7 protein-coding genes and 3 pseudogenes are annotated in these 16,243 nt (G+C 49.2%); all 10 read left to right on the forward strand.

Annotated elements, in window-relative coordinates:
- Nucleotides 1-577: 577 nt before the first annotated feature.
- Nucleotides 578-1,375, forward strand: a pseudogene (locus J1C86_RS04130) (hypothetical protein); the annotation flags it as partial.
- A gap of 1,212 nt (nucleotides 1,376-2,587) precedes the next feature.
- Nucleotides 2,588-4,231 (forward strand): annotated as a pseudogene (locus tag J1C86_RS04135) (accessory Sec-dependent LPXTG-anchored adhesin); the annotation flags it as partial.
- A 96-nt stretch (nucleotides 4,232-4,327) separates the two neighbouring features.
- Nucleotides 4,328-4,432, forward strand: a pseudogene (locus tag J1C86_RS04140) (LPXTG cell wall anchor domain-containing protein); the annotation flags it as partial.
- 343 nt (nucleotides 4,433-4,775) lie between these two features.
- A complete protein-coding gene (locus J1C86_RS04145; protein WP_427150820.1) occupies nucleotides 4,776-7,997 on the forward strand; it encodes an SP_1767 family glycosyltransferase in 3,222 nt (1,073 codons plus the stop codon).
- Nucleotides 7,998-8,013: 16 nt separating this feature from the next.
- A complete protein-coding gene (locus tag J1C86_RS04150) occupies nucleotides 8,014-9,018 on the forward strand; it encodes a sugar transferase (RefSeq protein ID WP_002900686.1) in 1,005 nt (334 codons plus the stop codon).
- A 32-nt stretch (nucleotides 9,019-9,050) separates the two neighbouring features.
- On the forward strand, nucleotides 9,051-10,274 hold the full coding sequence (gene secY2, locus J1C86_RS04155) for an accessory Sec system protein translocase subunit SecY2 (protein WP_125409319.1): 1,224 nt from the start codon (nucleotides 9,051-9,053) through the stop codon (nucleotides 10,272-10,274).
- An 8-nt stretch (nucleotides 10,275-10,282) separates the two neighbouring features.
- The gene (gene asp1 / locus J1C86_RS04160) at nucleotides 10,283-11,863 is read left to right on the forward strand and encodes an accessory Sec system protein Asp1 (RefSeq protein ID WP_125409317.1); all 1,581 of its coding nucleotides are present in this window, start codon (nucleotides 10,283-10,285) and stop codon (nucleotides 11,861-11,863) included.
- Complete coding sequence (asp2, locus tag J1C86_RS04165; RefSeq protein ID WP_125337856.1) at nucleotides 11,853-13,382, forward strand: accessory Sec system protein Asp2; 1,530 nt, start codon at nucleotides 11,853-11,855, stop codon at nucleotides 13,380-13,382. The genes asp1 and asp2 overlap by 11 nt, the downstream gene beginning before the upstream one ends.
- A complete protein-coding gene (gene asp3 / locus J1C86_RS04170) occupies nucleotides 13,379-13,858 on the forward strand; it encodes an accessory Sec system protein Asp3 (protein ID WP_125405854.1) in 480 nt (159 codons plus the stop codon). Before asp2 ends, asp3 begins: the two co-directional genes overlap by 4 nt.
- Nucleotides 13,851-16,232: an accessory Sec system translocase SecA2 gene (gene secA2 / locus J1C86_RS04175; protein WP_125409315.1), complete on the forward strand. Its 2,382-nt coding sequence runs from the start codon at nucleotides 13,851-13,853 to the stop codon at nucleotides 16,230-16,232. The genes asp3 and secA2 overlap by 8 nt, the downstream gene beginning before the upstream one ends.
- Nucleotides 16,233-16,243 lie beyond the last annotated feature (11 nt).

Raw genomic sequence — 16,243 nt, forward strand, 5'->3', positions numbered from 1 at the left:
GTCGACGAGCGCCTCAGTGAGTGCAAGCACGTCCGCGTCGACGAGTGCATCCGTAAGCGCAAGTACCTCAGCATCTACGAGTGCATCAGTAAGTGCAAGTACGTCCGCATCGACGAGTGCGTCTGTAAGTGCAAGTACGTCCGCCTCCACGAGTGCGTCTGTATCCGCAAGTACGTCGGCTTCAACGAGCGCATCAGTAAGTGCAAGCACCTCAGCTTCAACGAGTGCCTCTGTATCCGCAAGTACATCCGCTTCAACGAGTGCATCAGTAAGTGCAAGTACGTCCGCCTCCACGAGTGCGTCTGTATCCGCAAGTACGTCGGCTTCAACGAGTGCATCAGTAAGTGCAAGCACGTCCGCATCGACGAGTGCGTCTGTAAGTGCAAGTACCTCAGCGTCGACAAGTGCATCAGTTTCTGCCAGCACGTCTGCATCAACAAGTGCGTCTGTAAGTGCAAGTACCTCAGCGTCGACAAGTGCGTCAGTATCTGCAAGTACTTCAGCGTCGACGAGCGCCTCAGTGAGTGCAAGCACGTCCGCGTCGACGAGTGCATCCGTAAGCGCAAGTACCTCAGCATCTACGAGTGCATCAGTAAGTGCAAGTACCTCAGCATCGACGAGTGCATCAGTAAGTGCAAGTACCTCAGCGTCTACTAGCGCGTCAGTGAGCGCCAGCACATCTGCATCGACAAGTGCGTCAGTGAGTGCAAGTACGTCTGCGTCCACGAGTGCCTCAGTCAGCGCAAGTACGTCCGCCTCTACGAGTGCGTCAGTGAGTGCAAGCACGTCAGCGTCAACGAGTGCGTCCGTGAGCGCAAGTACGTCTGCATCTACGAGTGCGTCAGTGAGTGCAAGTACGTCTGCATCTACGAGTGCATCTGTATCTGCCAGCACATCCGCGTCGACGAGTGCATCTGTGAGCGCAAGCACGTCCGCGTCCACGAGCGCATCAGTATCTGCAAGTACGTCCGCGTCGACGAGTGCATCAGTTTCAGCAAGTACATCAGCCTCCACGAGTGCGTCTGTAAGTGCAAGTACGTCCGCATCGACGAGTGCGTCTGTATCCGCAAGTACGTCGGCTTCAACGAGTGCATCAGTAAGTGCAAGCACGTCCGCTTCAACGAGCGCGTCAGTTTCAGCAAGTACGTCCGCATCGACGAGTGCGTCTGTAAGTGCAAGTACGTCCGCCTCCACGAGTGCGTCTGTATCCGCAAGTACGTCGGCTTCAACGAGCGCATCAGTAAGTGCAAGCACCTCAGCTTCAACGAGTGCCTCTGTATCCGCAAGTACATCCGCTTCAACGAGTGCATCAGTAAGTGCAAGTACGTCCGCCTCCACGAGTGCGTCTGTATCCGCAAGTACGTCTGCTTCAACGAGTGCATCAGTAAGTGCAAGCACGTCCGCATCGACGAGTGCGTCTGTAAGTGCAAGTACCTCAGCGTCGACAAGTGCATCAGTTTCTGCCAGCACGTCTGCATCAACAAGTGCGTCTGTAAGTGCAAGTACCTCAGCGTCGACAAGTGCGTCAGTATCTGCAAGTACTTCAGCGTCGACGAGCGCCTCAGTGAGTGCAAGCACGTCCGCGTCGACGAGTGCATCCGTAAGCGCAAGTACCTCAGCATCTACGAGTGCATCAGTAAGTGCAAGTACGTCCGCATCGACGAGTGCGTCTGTAAGTGCAAGTACGTCCGCCTCCACGAGTGCGTCTGTATCCGCAAGTACGTCGGCTTCAACGAGCGCATCAGTAAGTGCAAGCACCTCAGCTTCAACGAGTGCCTCTGTATCCGCAAGTACATCCGCTTCAACGAGTGCATCAGTAAGTGCAAGTACGTCCGCCTCCACGAGTGCGTCTGTATCCGCAAGTACGTCGGCTTCAACGAGTGCATCAGTAAGTGCAAGCACGTCCGCATCGACGAGTGCGTCTGTAAGTGCAAGTACCTCAGCGTCGACAAGTGCATCAGTTTCTGCCAGCACGTCTGCATCAACAAGTGCGTCTGTAAGTGCAAGTACCTCAGCGTCGACAAGTGCGTCAGTATCTGCAAGTACTTCAGCGTCGACGAGCGCCTCAGTGAGTGCAAGCACGTCCGCGTCGACGAGTGCGTCTGTAAGTGCAAGTACCTCAGCATCTACGAGTGCATCAGTAAGTGCAAGTACCTCAGCATCGACGAGTGCATCAGTAAGTGCAAGTACCTCAGCGTCTACTAGCGCGTCAGTGAGCGCCAGCACATCTGCATCGACAAGTGCGTCAGTGAGTGCAAGTACGTCTGCGTCCACGAGTGCCTCAGTCAGCGCAAGTACGTCCGCCTCTACGAGTGCGTCAGTGAGTGCAAGCACGTCAGCGTCAACGAGTGCGTCCGTGAGCGCAAGTACGTCTGCATCTACGAGTGCGTCAGTGAGTGCAAGTACGTCTGCATCGACGAGTGCATCTGTATCTGCCAGCACATCCGCGTCGACGAGTGCATCTGTGAGCGCAAGCACGTCCGCGTCCACGAGCGCATCAGTATCTGCAAGTACGTCCGCGTCGACGAGTGCATCAGTAAGTGCAAGTACGTCCGCATCAACAAGTGCATCCGTGAGCGCAAGCACGTCCGCCTCGACGAGTGCTTCAGTAAGCGCAAGTACGTCTGCTTCAACGAGTGCCTCAGTAAGTGCAAGTATCTCAGCCTCAACCAGTGCATCCGTATCTGCAAGCACGTCCGCGTCGACAAGTGCGTCAGTGAGCGCAAGTACGTCCGCGTCCACGAGCGCCTCTGTAAGTGCAAGTACGTCCGCATCTACGAGTGCGTCAGTGAGTGCAAGTACGTCTGCATCGACGAGTGCATCTGTATCTGCCAGCACATCCGCGTCGACGAGTGCATCTGTGAGCGCAAGCACGTCCGCGTCCACGAGCGCATCAGTATCTGCAAGTACGTCCGCGTCGACGAGTGCATCAGTAAGTGCAAGTACGTCCGCATCAACAAGTGCATCCGTGAGCGCAAGCACGTCCGCCTCGACGAGTGCTTCAGTAAGCGCAAGTACGTCTGCTTCCACGAGTGCGTCAGTATCTGCAAGTACGTCCGCGTCTACTAGCGCATCAGTAAGTGCAAGTACGTCCGCGTCGACAAGCGCGTCAGTAAGCGCAAGTACGTCCGCGTCGACGAGTGCATCTGTAAGTGCAAGTACGTCCGCGTCGACGAGTGCGTCAGTATCCGCAAGTACCTCGGCATCTACAAGTGCATCCGTGAGCGCAAGTACGTCTGCCTCGACGAGCGCATCAGTATCTGCAAGCACGTCTGCCTCAACAAGTGCGTCAGTAAGTGCAAGTACCTCAGCGTCCACGAGTGCATCCGTGAGTGCAAGTACGTCAGCGTCGACGAGTGCGTCAGTAAGCGCAAGTACGTCCTCCTCAACCAGTGCATCAGTGAGTGCAAGCACGTCAGTATCGACGAGCGCATCTGTATCTGCAAGCACGTCTGCTTCCACGAGTGCGTCAGTATCTGCAAGCACCTCAGCCTCAACAAGTGCGTCAGTGAGTGCAAGCACGTCTGCATCGACGAGTGCCTCAGTATCTGCAAGTACGTCAGCGTCGACGAGTGCATCAGTATCAGCAAGTACGTCCGCATCGACGAGTGCCTCAGTAAGTGCAAGTGAGTCAGCTTCAACTAGCTCATCTGCAAAAGCGAGTGAATCAGCTTCCACGAGTGCATCTATATCTGCCAGCACATCCGCGTCGACGAGTGCATCTGTGAGCGCAAGCACGTCCGCGTCGACAAGTGCATCTGTGAGTGCAAGTACCTCAGCCTCAACCAGTGCGTCAGTGAGTGCAAGCACATCCGCGTCCACGAGCGCATCTGTATCTGCCAGCACGTCTGCGTCCACCAGCGCTTCAGTAAGTGCAAGTGCTTCAGCCTCAACGAATGCCTCAACGAGTGCATCTGTATCAGCAAGCGAATCCACTTCAGTAAGTGCATCTGCTTTAGCCTTGGCAAGTAGATCTGCTTCAGTAAGTGCTTCAGAATCCGCAAGTACTTCGGCTAGCCTGTCTGGTTCGGAAAGTGCTTCGATTAGCGATTCTCAGTCAATCAGCGAGTCTACCTCACTGAGCACCAGCACCTCAGTCTTGCATAGTCAGCTGGATCTGGTTCATGAGAAGGAATTCTATTCACTCAGCCTTTCTACTAGCGAGTCACTGTCAGCAGCAGTCAGTCTCAGCGAGCTTGCCCGTGTCAGTCAGTCTGTATCGGAAAGCCTGTCAACGAGTCTGTCAGCTAGTCAGAGCATATCTGAAAGTCTTTCCGCTTCAGCAAGACAGTCTGAGCTGGATCTGATTTCCAGAGGTCGTCTGCCTCAGACAGGGGAAACGGAGAGCAAGGCTTCCATCCTAGCTCTGGGCTTAGGAGCATTGGGCTTGGCCTTCAAGAGACGTAAAAAGAAAAGCGACTCTGAGGAGTAGCAGTAAATAAAGCCGATCAGTTTATCTTTTAGTCCGTCGAAATTTCACTCAGCTAATGAGTTGAGGAAGTGATGGACAGAGCAAGCCTTAAGGAAATAATTTGATTATTTCTGGTGCTTGCTTCCTAAAATCCTAGACTAGGAATTAGTAAAAAGAAACCGAGAGGCAATAGAAACAGGAAGTTTTGACAACTTCCTGTTTTTTTGACAATTTAGTAGAAAAAAGTATCCTTTATTCTGCAGGAAAGTCCTTGAGAATATAGATTTTTTGGACAATATTTTATATAATATCAAGTATAGAAATGATGTTTTAGAGTTTATGAAATGAAAGAGTAAGGGAAGAAATGAAAACGATTGTTTTGGTTGGTGATCAGGCCTATCAGGAGCAAGTTTCGACTACAATTAAGTCAATTTTATATTACAATAAAAATGTAAAAATCTATGTTTTCAATCAAGGATTAAGTGACGAATGGTTTCATGAATTTAATGAGCTGGCCGAGCAGCTGGACAGTGAATTGGTCAATGTTAGCTTGGATCAAGTGACTATCAGTCCAGAGTGGCTGACTCAGGATCATATCAGTTCAGCTACCTATGCTCGCTATTTCATTCCGCAGTTTGTGGCTGAGGAACGCGTCCTTTATCTGGACAGTGATCTGGTGGTCAATAGAGATTTGCAGCCTTTATTTGATATTTCTCTAGATGGCAAGCTTGTGGCTGCGGTTGGAGATGCCGGAGGTTATGGCTTTAATGCTGGCGTTCTGTTAATTGATAATCAAACTTGGAAAGAAAGGCAGCTGCAGGAGACCTTTATCAAGGAAACGGACCGCATCATGAGCTTGGTCAAGTCTGGCCAAATGGAGGATTTCAACGGCGATCAGACGGTTTTAAATCATGTGCTGGCTCAAGACTGGCTGCCCTTGGATAAGATTTACAATTTGCAGGTAGGCCATGACTTGGTGGCCTTTTACAGCGGCTGGAATGGCCATTTTGAGCTGGATCAGGAACCTCTGATTATCCACTATACGACCTTTCGCAAGCCTTGGAACTCGGAAGTTAGCTATCGCTACCGTCAGCTTTGGTGGGACTTTCAGGCCTTGAGTCTAGAGGAGATTTTAGCCCATCATCGGGGAGAGTTTGAGATGCCGGACCGTTGGGAGCAGGCATCTCTGAACTGCATGCTCCTGACAGATGTACAGGAGTTAGAGCAGATAGAGTTTTTAGCCCAGTCCTTGCCTAGGGTTGATTTTCACATCGCCTGTTACACAGAGATGGGAGCTTATCTGCAATCTTTGAACCAGTATGAGAACATCCATCTTTATCCGCAGGTTATTCATGCTGTGCTGGATGAGCTCATTGATAAGTGCCAGGTCTATTTGGATATTCACCATGGAAGCGAGCACTATCAGCTGAGCAGTCGTTTCAAGGCGCTTGACAAGCCAGTTCTGGCTTTTGACAATACTAAGAAAAATGAAAAGGAAGAGCTGGTCTATCCGCATGAAAATCCACAGGAGATGGTGGAAAAGCTGCGCAGTCTGATGAAAAGAGAGAAGCCGCAAGTCTTTCGGGCTGTGGTGCTGGCGGCTAATGCTGCCTATAGTGAGCAGGTCTTAACCACCATTAAGTCCATCGTCTGCCACAATCGCTTTATCAAGTTTTATGTCATCAACAGTGACTTTCCGACAGAGTGGTTTGTCAGCATGCGGAAAAAGCTGGCCAAGCTGGACTGCCAGATTGTCAATGCTCGGGTGTCTGCTTCGCTGGTATCAAATTTTAAAACGGATATTAGTTATACAGTTTTCCTGCGCTATTTTGTAGCGGATTTTGTTGAGGAAGACAAGGCTTTGTATTTGGATTGCGATATCGTTGTCACGCGGGATTTAAGCTCCTTATTTGAAACAGAACTTGGAGATGCACCACTTGCTGCTGTCAAGGATCTGGGTGGGCAAGTGTATTTTCATCAGCACATCTTTAATGCTGGGTTCTTATTAATCAATAATGCCCTTTGGAAGCAGGAAAATATTCGCCAACGTTTGATTGAACTGACCAATGAATGGCATGACAAGGTACCGTCTGGTGATCAAAGCATTCTCAATATGCTCTTTGAAAACCGCTGGATGGAGCTGCCTTTTGCTTATAACTGCATTACGCTGCACACGACCTTTTCGGACTATGAGCCAGAAAAAGGGCTCTATCCGCCGGTGATTCACTATCTGACCGAGCGCAAGCCTTGGAAAGAGTATACCCAGTCCATCTATCGTGAGGTCTGGTGGTTCTATCAGGGACTGGATTGGTCGGATATGCAGGAGCCAGTCGGAGCCCTGACTCAAAAGATGGTGGAAGGGGAAGAAGGCTCAAGTCTGTCCTGTCTAGTCTACACCTACTCTTGTGATCTGTTGCATATCAATTATCTGATTCAAGCCCTGCCTGCCTGTCATTTCTACATTGCAGCTCCAGTAGTGGTAGCAGAGCCAATCACGCGTTTGCTCCAGTATCCTAATGTCAGCGTCAGTTCAGATATTGCGGGCATTCCGGCTCTCTTGGAGTCGCTGGAAGCTAAGTCTCAGCTGCTGCTGGATATCAATGCCGGCGATGAGGTCGGTGATATCATTGCTCGCTTTAAGTCTGCTGGCAAGCCAGTCTTTGCCTTTGACAGCACAGCCCATGGCCAGCAGGGGCAGGAAGTCTTTCCAGCTGATAACCCTGAAGTCATGGTGCAGGCTATTGAGAAGCTAAGATTGGCCGATCCTGAAGAGCGGCAGATTTCTGTACTCTCTATTGACCAATCGCTGGATTATCTCTTGGAGAAAGGTGCTTCAGTAGTTCGCTTTGGAGATGGGGAGATGGATTTGATTGCGGGCCGTGGTATCGTCTATCAGGAATACGATCCAGAACTGTCAGCACGCTTGAGAGAGATTATGTCTATGGAGAGCGATGAGCGTTTGATGGTCTGTCTGTCCGATGTATTTACAGGGCTAGAGCGCTATTCCATTGATGCCCAGAATTTTTGGAAAGTTCACTTGTATTATCATTTGGCAGATTATCAAGAGATCTGCCGAGCACCTTGGTACGGATCGACTTTTATTTCCCGTCCTTATATCGATTTGGAAGATAAGACGCCGTCTGCGGGCTATTTTGCAAAGCTCAAGCAGCTATGGCAGGACAAGGACCTCTTGATCGTAGAGGGCTTGACTTCTCGCTCTGGTGTGGGCAATGACCTCTTTGATGGGGCTAGGTCCATCAAGCGAATTATCTGTCCTTCGCGCAATGCCTTTAGCAAGCTGGAGTCCATCAAGCAGGCTGTTCGAGAGCATGCGGATAATCGTCTGATTTTGACCATGCTGGGTCCGACGGCCAAGGTCTTGGTCTATGATCTGGTTCAGGAAGGTTATCGAGCGCTGGATATTGGGCATATTGACTCAGAGTATGAATGGTTCCAGATGGGAGCTACGCACAAGGTCAAGCTGTCGCACAAGCATACGGCTGAGCATAACTTTGATCAGGATATTGAGTTTAGAGACGACCAAGCTTATGACAGTCAGATTGTTGCCAATCTGGCTCAGGAATGAAGATTAGAAAAAGAATATGAAAGTTAATATTACCAATCTATACGGTATGTCTGGCCAGAGTACGGCCTTGATTGCCCAGAATGATGTGACCAAGCTCGCCAAGCAGCTGGGCTTCAATGAACTGAGTTTTTACTTTTACGATATATACAGTGACAGCCAGTCGGAGCTCAGTCGTCGTCTGGACGGCATTATGGCCAGTGTGGGCTATGGCGATGTGGTTATCTATCAGTCGCCGACTTGGAATGGTCGGGAGTTTGACCAGGCCTTTATCAGCAAGCTGAAGATTTTGCAGGCCAAGCTGATTACCTTTATCCATGATGTGCCGCCGCTGATGTTCCCGTCAAACTACTATCTGATGCCGGAGTATATCGATATGTACAATCAGTCAGATGCAGTCATCGTTCCTTCTGAGCAGATGCGGGACAAACTTCTGGCAGAGGGGCTGACTGTGGACAAGATTTTGGTCCAGCGCATGTGGGATCATCCCTATGATTTGCCCCTGCACCAGCCTCAGTTTGCGCCTAAGCTGTATTTTGCAGGAAGTGTGGAGCGTTTTCCACATCTGATCAATTGGTCTTATGCTACGCCACTGGAGATTTTTTCGCCTGAAGAAGAGTCAAATCCAGAGGCCAATGTCAGCTATCGCGGCTGGGTCAGCCGGCCAGAGTTGCTCTTGGAGCTGTCCAAGGGTGGTCTGGGTCTGGTCTGGGGTGTTGAGGAAAATCCAGCAGACGAGCCAGAATACTATGGTCTCAACATCTCTCATAAGTCAGCGACCTATCTGGCAGCTGGGATTCCGGTCATCGTCCCTTCTTACCTGTCCAATGCAGAGCTGATTCGCGAGCGCGGTCTGGGCTTTGTCGTAGACAGTCTGGAAGAGGCCAGTCGGATCGTTGAAAATCTGACTGCAGAGGAATATCAGGCTATGGTCGAGCGGGTTAGAAAGTTCTCTTTCCTGCTCAAGGAAGGTTATTTTAGCAAAAAAGTCTTAGTAGATGCGGTGATGGAAGTCTTATCTTAGAGCTTTTCCAGCCATCGTCATGAGGAGTCAGTGTGAAGTCATTTTTTAAACAAGTCATTATCAAGAAGTTTCTATGGACCTTATTTTTCTTATTTATCTATGTCTTGGGAACCAAGCTGACCCTGCCCTTCATCGATATGAGTAAGGCAGCTGCCATGGACGGAACCTCTACGACCTTAAACTATGCGACAGCCCTGATGGGGGGAAATCTGCGCAGTATGTCGCTCTTTTCCGTCGGCCTGTCTCCTTGGATGTCCTCTATGCTGATCTGGCAGATGTTTGCTGTGTCCAAGCGCCTAGGCCTAAGTAAGCTCCCTTTGGAAGTGCAGGAAAGGCGGCGGATGCTGCTGACTTTGGTCATTGCCTTGATTCAGTCAGTAGCGTTGGTCCTAAATCTGCCATTGCAAGAAGCAGGTGGGGTGGATATGACTACGATTATGGTCTTAGATACCTTGGTCTTGATGGCTGGGACCTACTTTCTCATTTGGCTGACGGATTTGAATGCTGCCATGGGATTGGGCGGCTCCATCATGATTGTCATGGCCAGCATGATTGCCTACATTCCGCAGGATATTTGGAACTCCATTCAGGAGCTGAAGATTTCTTCACTTTGGCTGGCCTTGATGCTGGTTTTCAGCCTAGTCTTTCTCTATCTGGCTGTTACAGTTGAGCGGTCCAAGTACCGAATTCCAGTCAATAAGATCAATATTCATAATCGTTTCAAGAAATACTCTTATCTGGATATTCGTCTGAATCCTGCTGGTGGGATGCCGATTATGTACGCTATGACCTTGGTCAGCATTCCCCAGTATTTCCTTTTGATTATCCACTTTCTTCAGCCGAACAATCAGCTGATTGAGCAGTGGATAGAAGCGCTGTCTATGGGAAGTCCAGCTTGGTTTATCCTCTATCTGTTGACTATTTTCATCCTGGCGCTGGCCTTCGCCTTTATCAATATCAGTGGCGACCAGATTGCCGAGCGGATGCAAAAGAGTGGAGAGTATATTGAAAATGTTTATCCGGGAGGAGCAACCCGCCGCTATATAAATGGTTTAGTGACCTATTTTGCACTAGTGGGGGCTTTCTATCTTATCCTGATTTCTGGCCTACCCATGATAGTGGTGCTTCTGGACATTCGCTATCTGCGGCTCAGTATGATTCCGGGGATTTTTATGATTTTTATCGGGATGGTCTTTTCTATTAAGGACGAGGTGGATGCCTTGACGCTTAATGACCGTTATCGTTCATTGTTGTAGGAGAAACTATGTATTACTTTATTCCTTCATGGAGTGGCAGTGGGGATCGGATTTGGCACCGGGATATTATCCCTTGGTACCGCTCTATGCAGCGACTGGAGTTTGATGACTCGATTCATCAGATTCGGATTTTTCAAAGTGAAAATCTGCCAGTCCAGCTGCTTTTGCCAGCTTATATGCCACATGCCCGCTATCTCTTGCATCGGCAGGATATTTTTGAGACGGACTATTACTCGGTCTTTGATGAGATTCAGGGAATCCAGTCTAAAGAAATGCAGGTCTTGCAAATCAAGGATCTGGACTGGGAGCCAGACTGCGAGTTTGTCTATACGCCCTTTCTAGTCATGGTCCGCAGGCAGGGACAGCTCTATGCCCATGTCGAGTTTGGAGTAGAAGGCTTTATCAGCTTCATCAAGTTTTTCAAGGATGACCAACTGGAGAAGTTTTATATCTTTGATGATCGGGGCTTTGCCTCCAGTATCACCTATTATGAAGAGGGGCAGCCCCTTTATCAGGACTACCTACAGCCGGATGGTGACTGGCGGATTCGTGAGCATCTCAAGCCTGACGACTGCCGGGTAGAGGTCAATCCTGCTTACTTACTGGACTTTGATAAGCTGGAGTATGAGAGGATGCCAGACTTAATCTTGGAGAAATTAGGCCACTATATCGAGCGTAATGCAAGAGCTGACAGCCGGTTTGTCCTAGCAACGCATCCCTTATACACTCAAGCCATTTTGCGCTTATTGCCCAAGAATGTTCAAATCATTCTCAGCTTTTTCCACGAGCGCAATCATACAGTGGATTGGCCAGCTTTAGAAGCAGATTTGCAGCAGGCGGATTTAGTCTTGACTGATCGTATGGACTTCAAGAAGGTTATTCAGCGTTACCTGCTTGGGCAGGCTCAGAAGGTGCATTACCTGTCGCCTTTTGATACCCGTCTGCAGCTGGGCAAGAGCCAACGCCGCCGCGAATCCAAGATTTTTTATCAGATTAATCTGGAAGAAGGGCTTAATGACTATGCTATCTTCAAGGTTCTCCACTATGTGGCCAAGCATACGGATACGGAGCTGACTATCGGTGTTTACAATGCTTGGCAGGAAGGAATCCAAAAGGTCGAGACCAAGGTGCAGGAGGTTATTGATGAGTATCTGAATCAATATGAATTTGTCAAGAACTACCGGCGCAGTGAGCAGGCTGAGAATGCCCTGCTGGAAAATCAGGAGCAGGACCTCCGTTTCACCATTAAAAATATCACAGACGAGCTCAGCTTGATTCAGGAGCTGGATGATACGCGGTTAATCATCGACCTGAGTGAGCAGCCCAATCTCTATACGCAGATTGCTGGGATTTCTGCCGGGATTCCGCAGATCAATCTGGTGGGCTCGGACTATGTGACCCATCTGCAAAATGGCTACATCTTGGACTCTATCTCTGATCTACCAACTGCTGCAGACTATTACTTGGAAGGTTTAAAAAATTGGAACCAGGCCTTGATTTATTCCATTGAAAAAATCCATCATAATACTGGTCTGGAGCTGATTGGCAGGTGGGAGCAGTGGCTCAAGGAGGCTGAGAATGCAAAATAAGCTGAAAATCTTACAGATTGGCTCAAGCGACTGGAGCAAGGAGCTTGCCATTCCAGACAATATGGCCTGGTATTATTTCTTTCCCAACTCCAATCTAGCTATCAAAAAGGTCATGGAGATGGATAAGATTGGCAAGTTTGATGCGATTCTGGTGGACGACCTGCGTCGGATTCCAGATTTGTTTATGATTGAGTCCAAGATTATTCCTTATACAGTTTTCTATGATCAGGAACAGGAAACCCAGGAAGCGGATATTGAGTACTTCCTTAAGCGTCACTGTGCTCAGCCAACGGATATGAGCGATCGAGCTGACCTGCTCCGCAAGCTGTCTAAGGCTCTCTTTTCCGGCCAGTATGGCGATAAGATGACCCCGCTTGATATGGTGGTCAGTCCCGGATTTCGGGGCAAGATTTGCTACAATGGCTATGAAAATCTGGAGCTGGAAGGTGACTTTGGTCAGGACTTTCAGCCAATCCTGTCTTGGAAATACAATATTATTGCCAATAAGTTCAATCCAGTTGAACTCTGGCTTGAATATGAAAAGTCCGGCAGCTGTGAGCTGCGGCTTCGCCTCTATAATATCCAGGAAGGCTCGACTGCAGATATTGCTCGCGAGACTATTTTCACAGAAGAGGACATGCGGGAATCCATGGTTCTGGACAATGACTTTACTTCCTATCTGGGCGTCAGTCTGGAGGCTAGAGGCGAGGGACGGATTCAGGTAGGTGCTCTGCATCAGCGCCTGACCCGCTTTGAGTTTGGTAAGTATGTTCTGGGTGGGAAGATTTTTCGCGATAGCCACCGTCAGGAGATTAATTACTTCTTTTATCCGGGAGATTTGAAGCCTCCTTTGGCTGTTTATTTTTCTGGTTACCGTCGGGCGGAAGGCTTCGAGGGCTTCGGTATGATGCGCAGTTTGGGCTGTCCTTTTCTCTTGTTTTCAGATCCGCGCGTGGATGGCGGTATGTTTTATCTAGGCAGTCAGGAGCTGGAGAGCGGTATTCATGAGATTATCCAAGAGCATCTGGACTATCTGGGCTTTACAGAGAGAGACCTTGTCATATCTGGCATGTCGATGGGGACCTACGGTGCTGTCTATTATGGTTCGGAGTTTCGTCCGCGAGCTATCGTTTTGTCCAAGCCCTTGGGAAATCTAGGAACTATTGCCCAACGTGGTCGTTTGCACTTGCCTAAGGTCTTTCCAACAGCTTTCGACGTCCTTCATCTCCACACAGGTGGCAAAGATCAGGAACACGTAGAGGAGCTGAATCATCGCTACTGGCGCAAAGTTGAGAAGGCTGATTTCAGCCGGACGACCTTTGGTATCGCCTATATGAAGGAAGAAGACTATGATCCGACGGCCTATGAGGACTTAGTAGCGGCTCTTCATCTGACCGAGGCCAAGCTGATCAGCAGAGGTGTTCCGGGACGTCATAATGACGATATCAGCGTATCTGTATCTTGGTTTATAAATTATTATCGAATGATATTGGAAAAGGAATTTGGGAGAAAGAAATGAACATTCAAAAAAGAAAGGGCATTTACTGGGGAGAGCTGAGAGGGGTTTCGGCAGCTGGTAAAATGACTGACTTTACCTATCTCTATGGAACTACCCTTATCATTCATTCCCCTTCACATATATTTTTTGAAAATAAACTAATGGCCTCCGGCCAGACCATCCATGAATGGTCTTCCAAATGGAACTATCAGCGAGACCGGCAGGTGCCTGCTCTTCCCTTGCTCAAAAAGGGAGCTTGCTATTGCCTGTCTAGAGATATGACCACCTATCCTGAATCCAGCGTCTTTCTGAAAATCATCTTCTTTGACCGTTATGAGAAAGAAATCAGCAATCAAGTGGAGCGCTCGGAGAGTATGATCTTTACCTACCCAAACGAAGCCTATAGCTATAAGGTTCAGCTGCTGAGTGCAGGAGTTGAGTCCTTAGAGTTTCATTGCCTAAATATTGACCAAATCATAGAGGAGTCTGATGATTAAAAATCATTTTCAAATTCAGCGCTTAAAGAAAATCTTAGCCAAAGTCAAGAGCTTTGAGTCAGAAATGGCTGGCTTGTCAGACGCTGATCTGCGAAAGAAAACACAGGAATTTAAGGAGAGACTGGCCGCAGGTGAGACTTTAGACGACATACTGCCGGAGGCTTATGCTGTGGTGCGGGAAGCGGACAAGCGGGTGCTGGGCATGTTTCCCTACGATGTGCAGGTCATGGGGGCGATTGTTCTTCATGAGGGCAATGTCGCTGAGATGGCTACGGGAGAGGGCAAGACTCTGACGGCTACCATGCCACTCTATCTCAATGCCCTGTCTGGTCAAGGAGCTATGCTGGTGACCACCAATACCTATCTGGCCCTGCGGGATGCTCAGGAAATGGGGCAGGTCTATCGTTTTCTGGAGTTGACTATTGAGGCAGCGGTGGTAGCTGATGAGGCTGAAAATTTAACTCCCAAGCAGAAGCGGCTGATTTACCAGGCGGATATTGTCTATACGACCAATAGTGCCTTGGGCTTTGACTATCTGATTGAAAATCTAGCAGAGAATAAGGATAGCCAATATCTTAGTCCTTTCAACTATGTCATCATAGACGAGATTGACTCCATCCTCTTAGACAGCGCTCAGGTACCTTTGGTTATCTCTGGTGCTCCTCGAGTTCAGTCAAACTTCTATGGTATCATGGATACCTTCATTACGACTTTGAAAGAAGAAGGGGATTATCACTACGATGACGAGAAAAATGAAGTCTGGCTGACATCCAAAGGTATTCTGGCGGCGGAGTCTTTTCTTGACTTGGAGCATCTTTTCTCCAAGGAAAATCAAGAGTTGGTCCGCCACCTCAATCTAGCCTTGCGGGCCCACAAGCTCTACAAGAAAGACAAGGACTATATTGTCCGACAGGGCGACAAAGAGGCAGAAGTCGTGCTTCTAGATCGCTCAACCGGCCGTCTGCTGGAAATGACTCGGCTTCAGGGAGGCCAGCACCAGGCTATTGAGGCCAAGGAGCATGTCAAGCTGACGGATGAAACGCGGGCCATGGCTTCCATTACCTATCAGAATCTTTTCCGGCTCTTCCGGAAAATCTCTGGTATGACTGGAACCGGCAAGGTGGTGGAGAGCGAATTTATGGAGACTTACTCCATGTCTGTCATCAAGATCCCGACCAACCAGCCAGTGATTCGGCAGGATTTACCAGACCAGCTTTACCAGACCCTGCCAGAAAAAGTCTTTGCTTCATTGGATGAGGTCAAGAACTACCATGCCCAAGGCAATCCGCTCTTGATTTTCACCGGCTCAGTGGAGATGTCAGAGATTTACTCATCCCTACTGCTGAGAGAAGGTATCGCCCATAACCTGCTCAATGCCAACAATGCGGCCCGTGAGGCGCAAATCATCGCTGAGTCTGGGCAGAAAGGTGCGGTGACGGTGGCTACATCCATGGCTGGCCGCGGGACGGATATAAAGTTGGGTCCAGGTGTCGCAGATTTAGGCGGTCTCGTGGTGATTGGTACTGAGCGGATGGAGAACCAACGGATTGACCTACAGATTCGTGGCCGTTCAGGCCGCCAAGGTGATCCGGGGATTAGTAAGTTTTTCATCTCGCTAGAGGATGATCTGCTCAGGAAGTGGGGGCCAGATTGGCTCAAGAAGCTCTACAAGGACTATTCAACTGAAGAAGTTCAGCAGCATCCAGTCCAGCTGGGACAGCGCCGCTTTAGACGCTTAGTAGCTAAGGCCCAGAGAGCCAGCGAAAGCAGTGCCAAGATGTCCCGTCGGATGACGCTGGAATATGCCCAGTGTATGAAGATTCAGCGGGAGATTACCTATGCTGAGCGCAATCGTCTGATTCAAGCTGAAGAGCGGATTGATGAAGAAATCAGCCGTGTCCTCAGTCAGGTCATTCATCAGGCGGCCTATGAGCAGTCCTATGGGACGCGGGCTGACCTCTATCGCTTTATCTTAGACCATTTCAGCTATCATGCTGAGCGCATTCCTTATGATTTCGATATTTATTCGCCGGAGAAAATTGCAGAGCTCTTGCAGGATATCGCCGAGCAGGAATTGCAGGCAAAGAAAGCCTATCTCAAGTCTGACAAGCTCTTTACCCATTTTCAGCGGGTGTCCGTTCTCAAGGCTATTGATGAGAACTGGGTCGAGCAAGTGGACTATCTGCAACAGCTTAAGACAGCCTTGAGCGGTCAGCATTTCTCTATGAAAAATCCTCTGGTAGAATATTATCAAGAGGCTTACGATGGCTTTGAATATATGAAGGAGCGCATGAAACAGCAGATTGTCAAGAATCTTTTGATGAGTGAATTGGCACTCAACCCTAAAGGAGAAGTCATCATGTACTTCCCGTAAGACGAGGAGAA

The sequence above is a fragment of the Streptococcus sanguinis genome, from assembly GCF_050220005.1.
GTDB lineage: Bacteria > Bacillota > Bacilli > Lactobacillales > Streptococcaceae > Streptococcus > Streptococcus sanguinis_Z.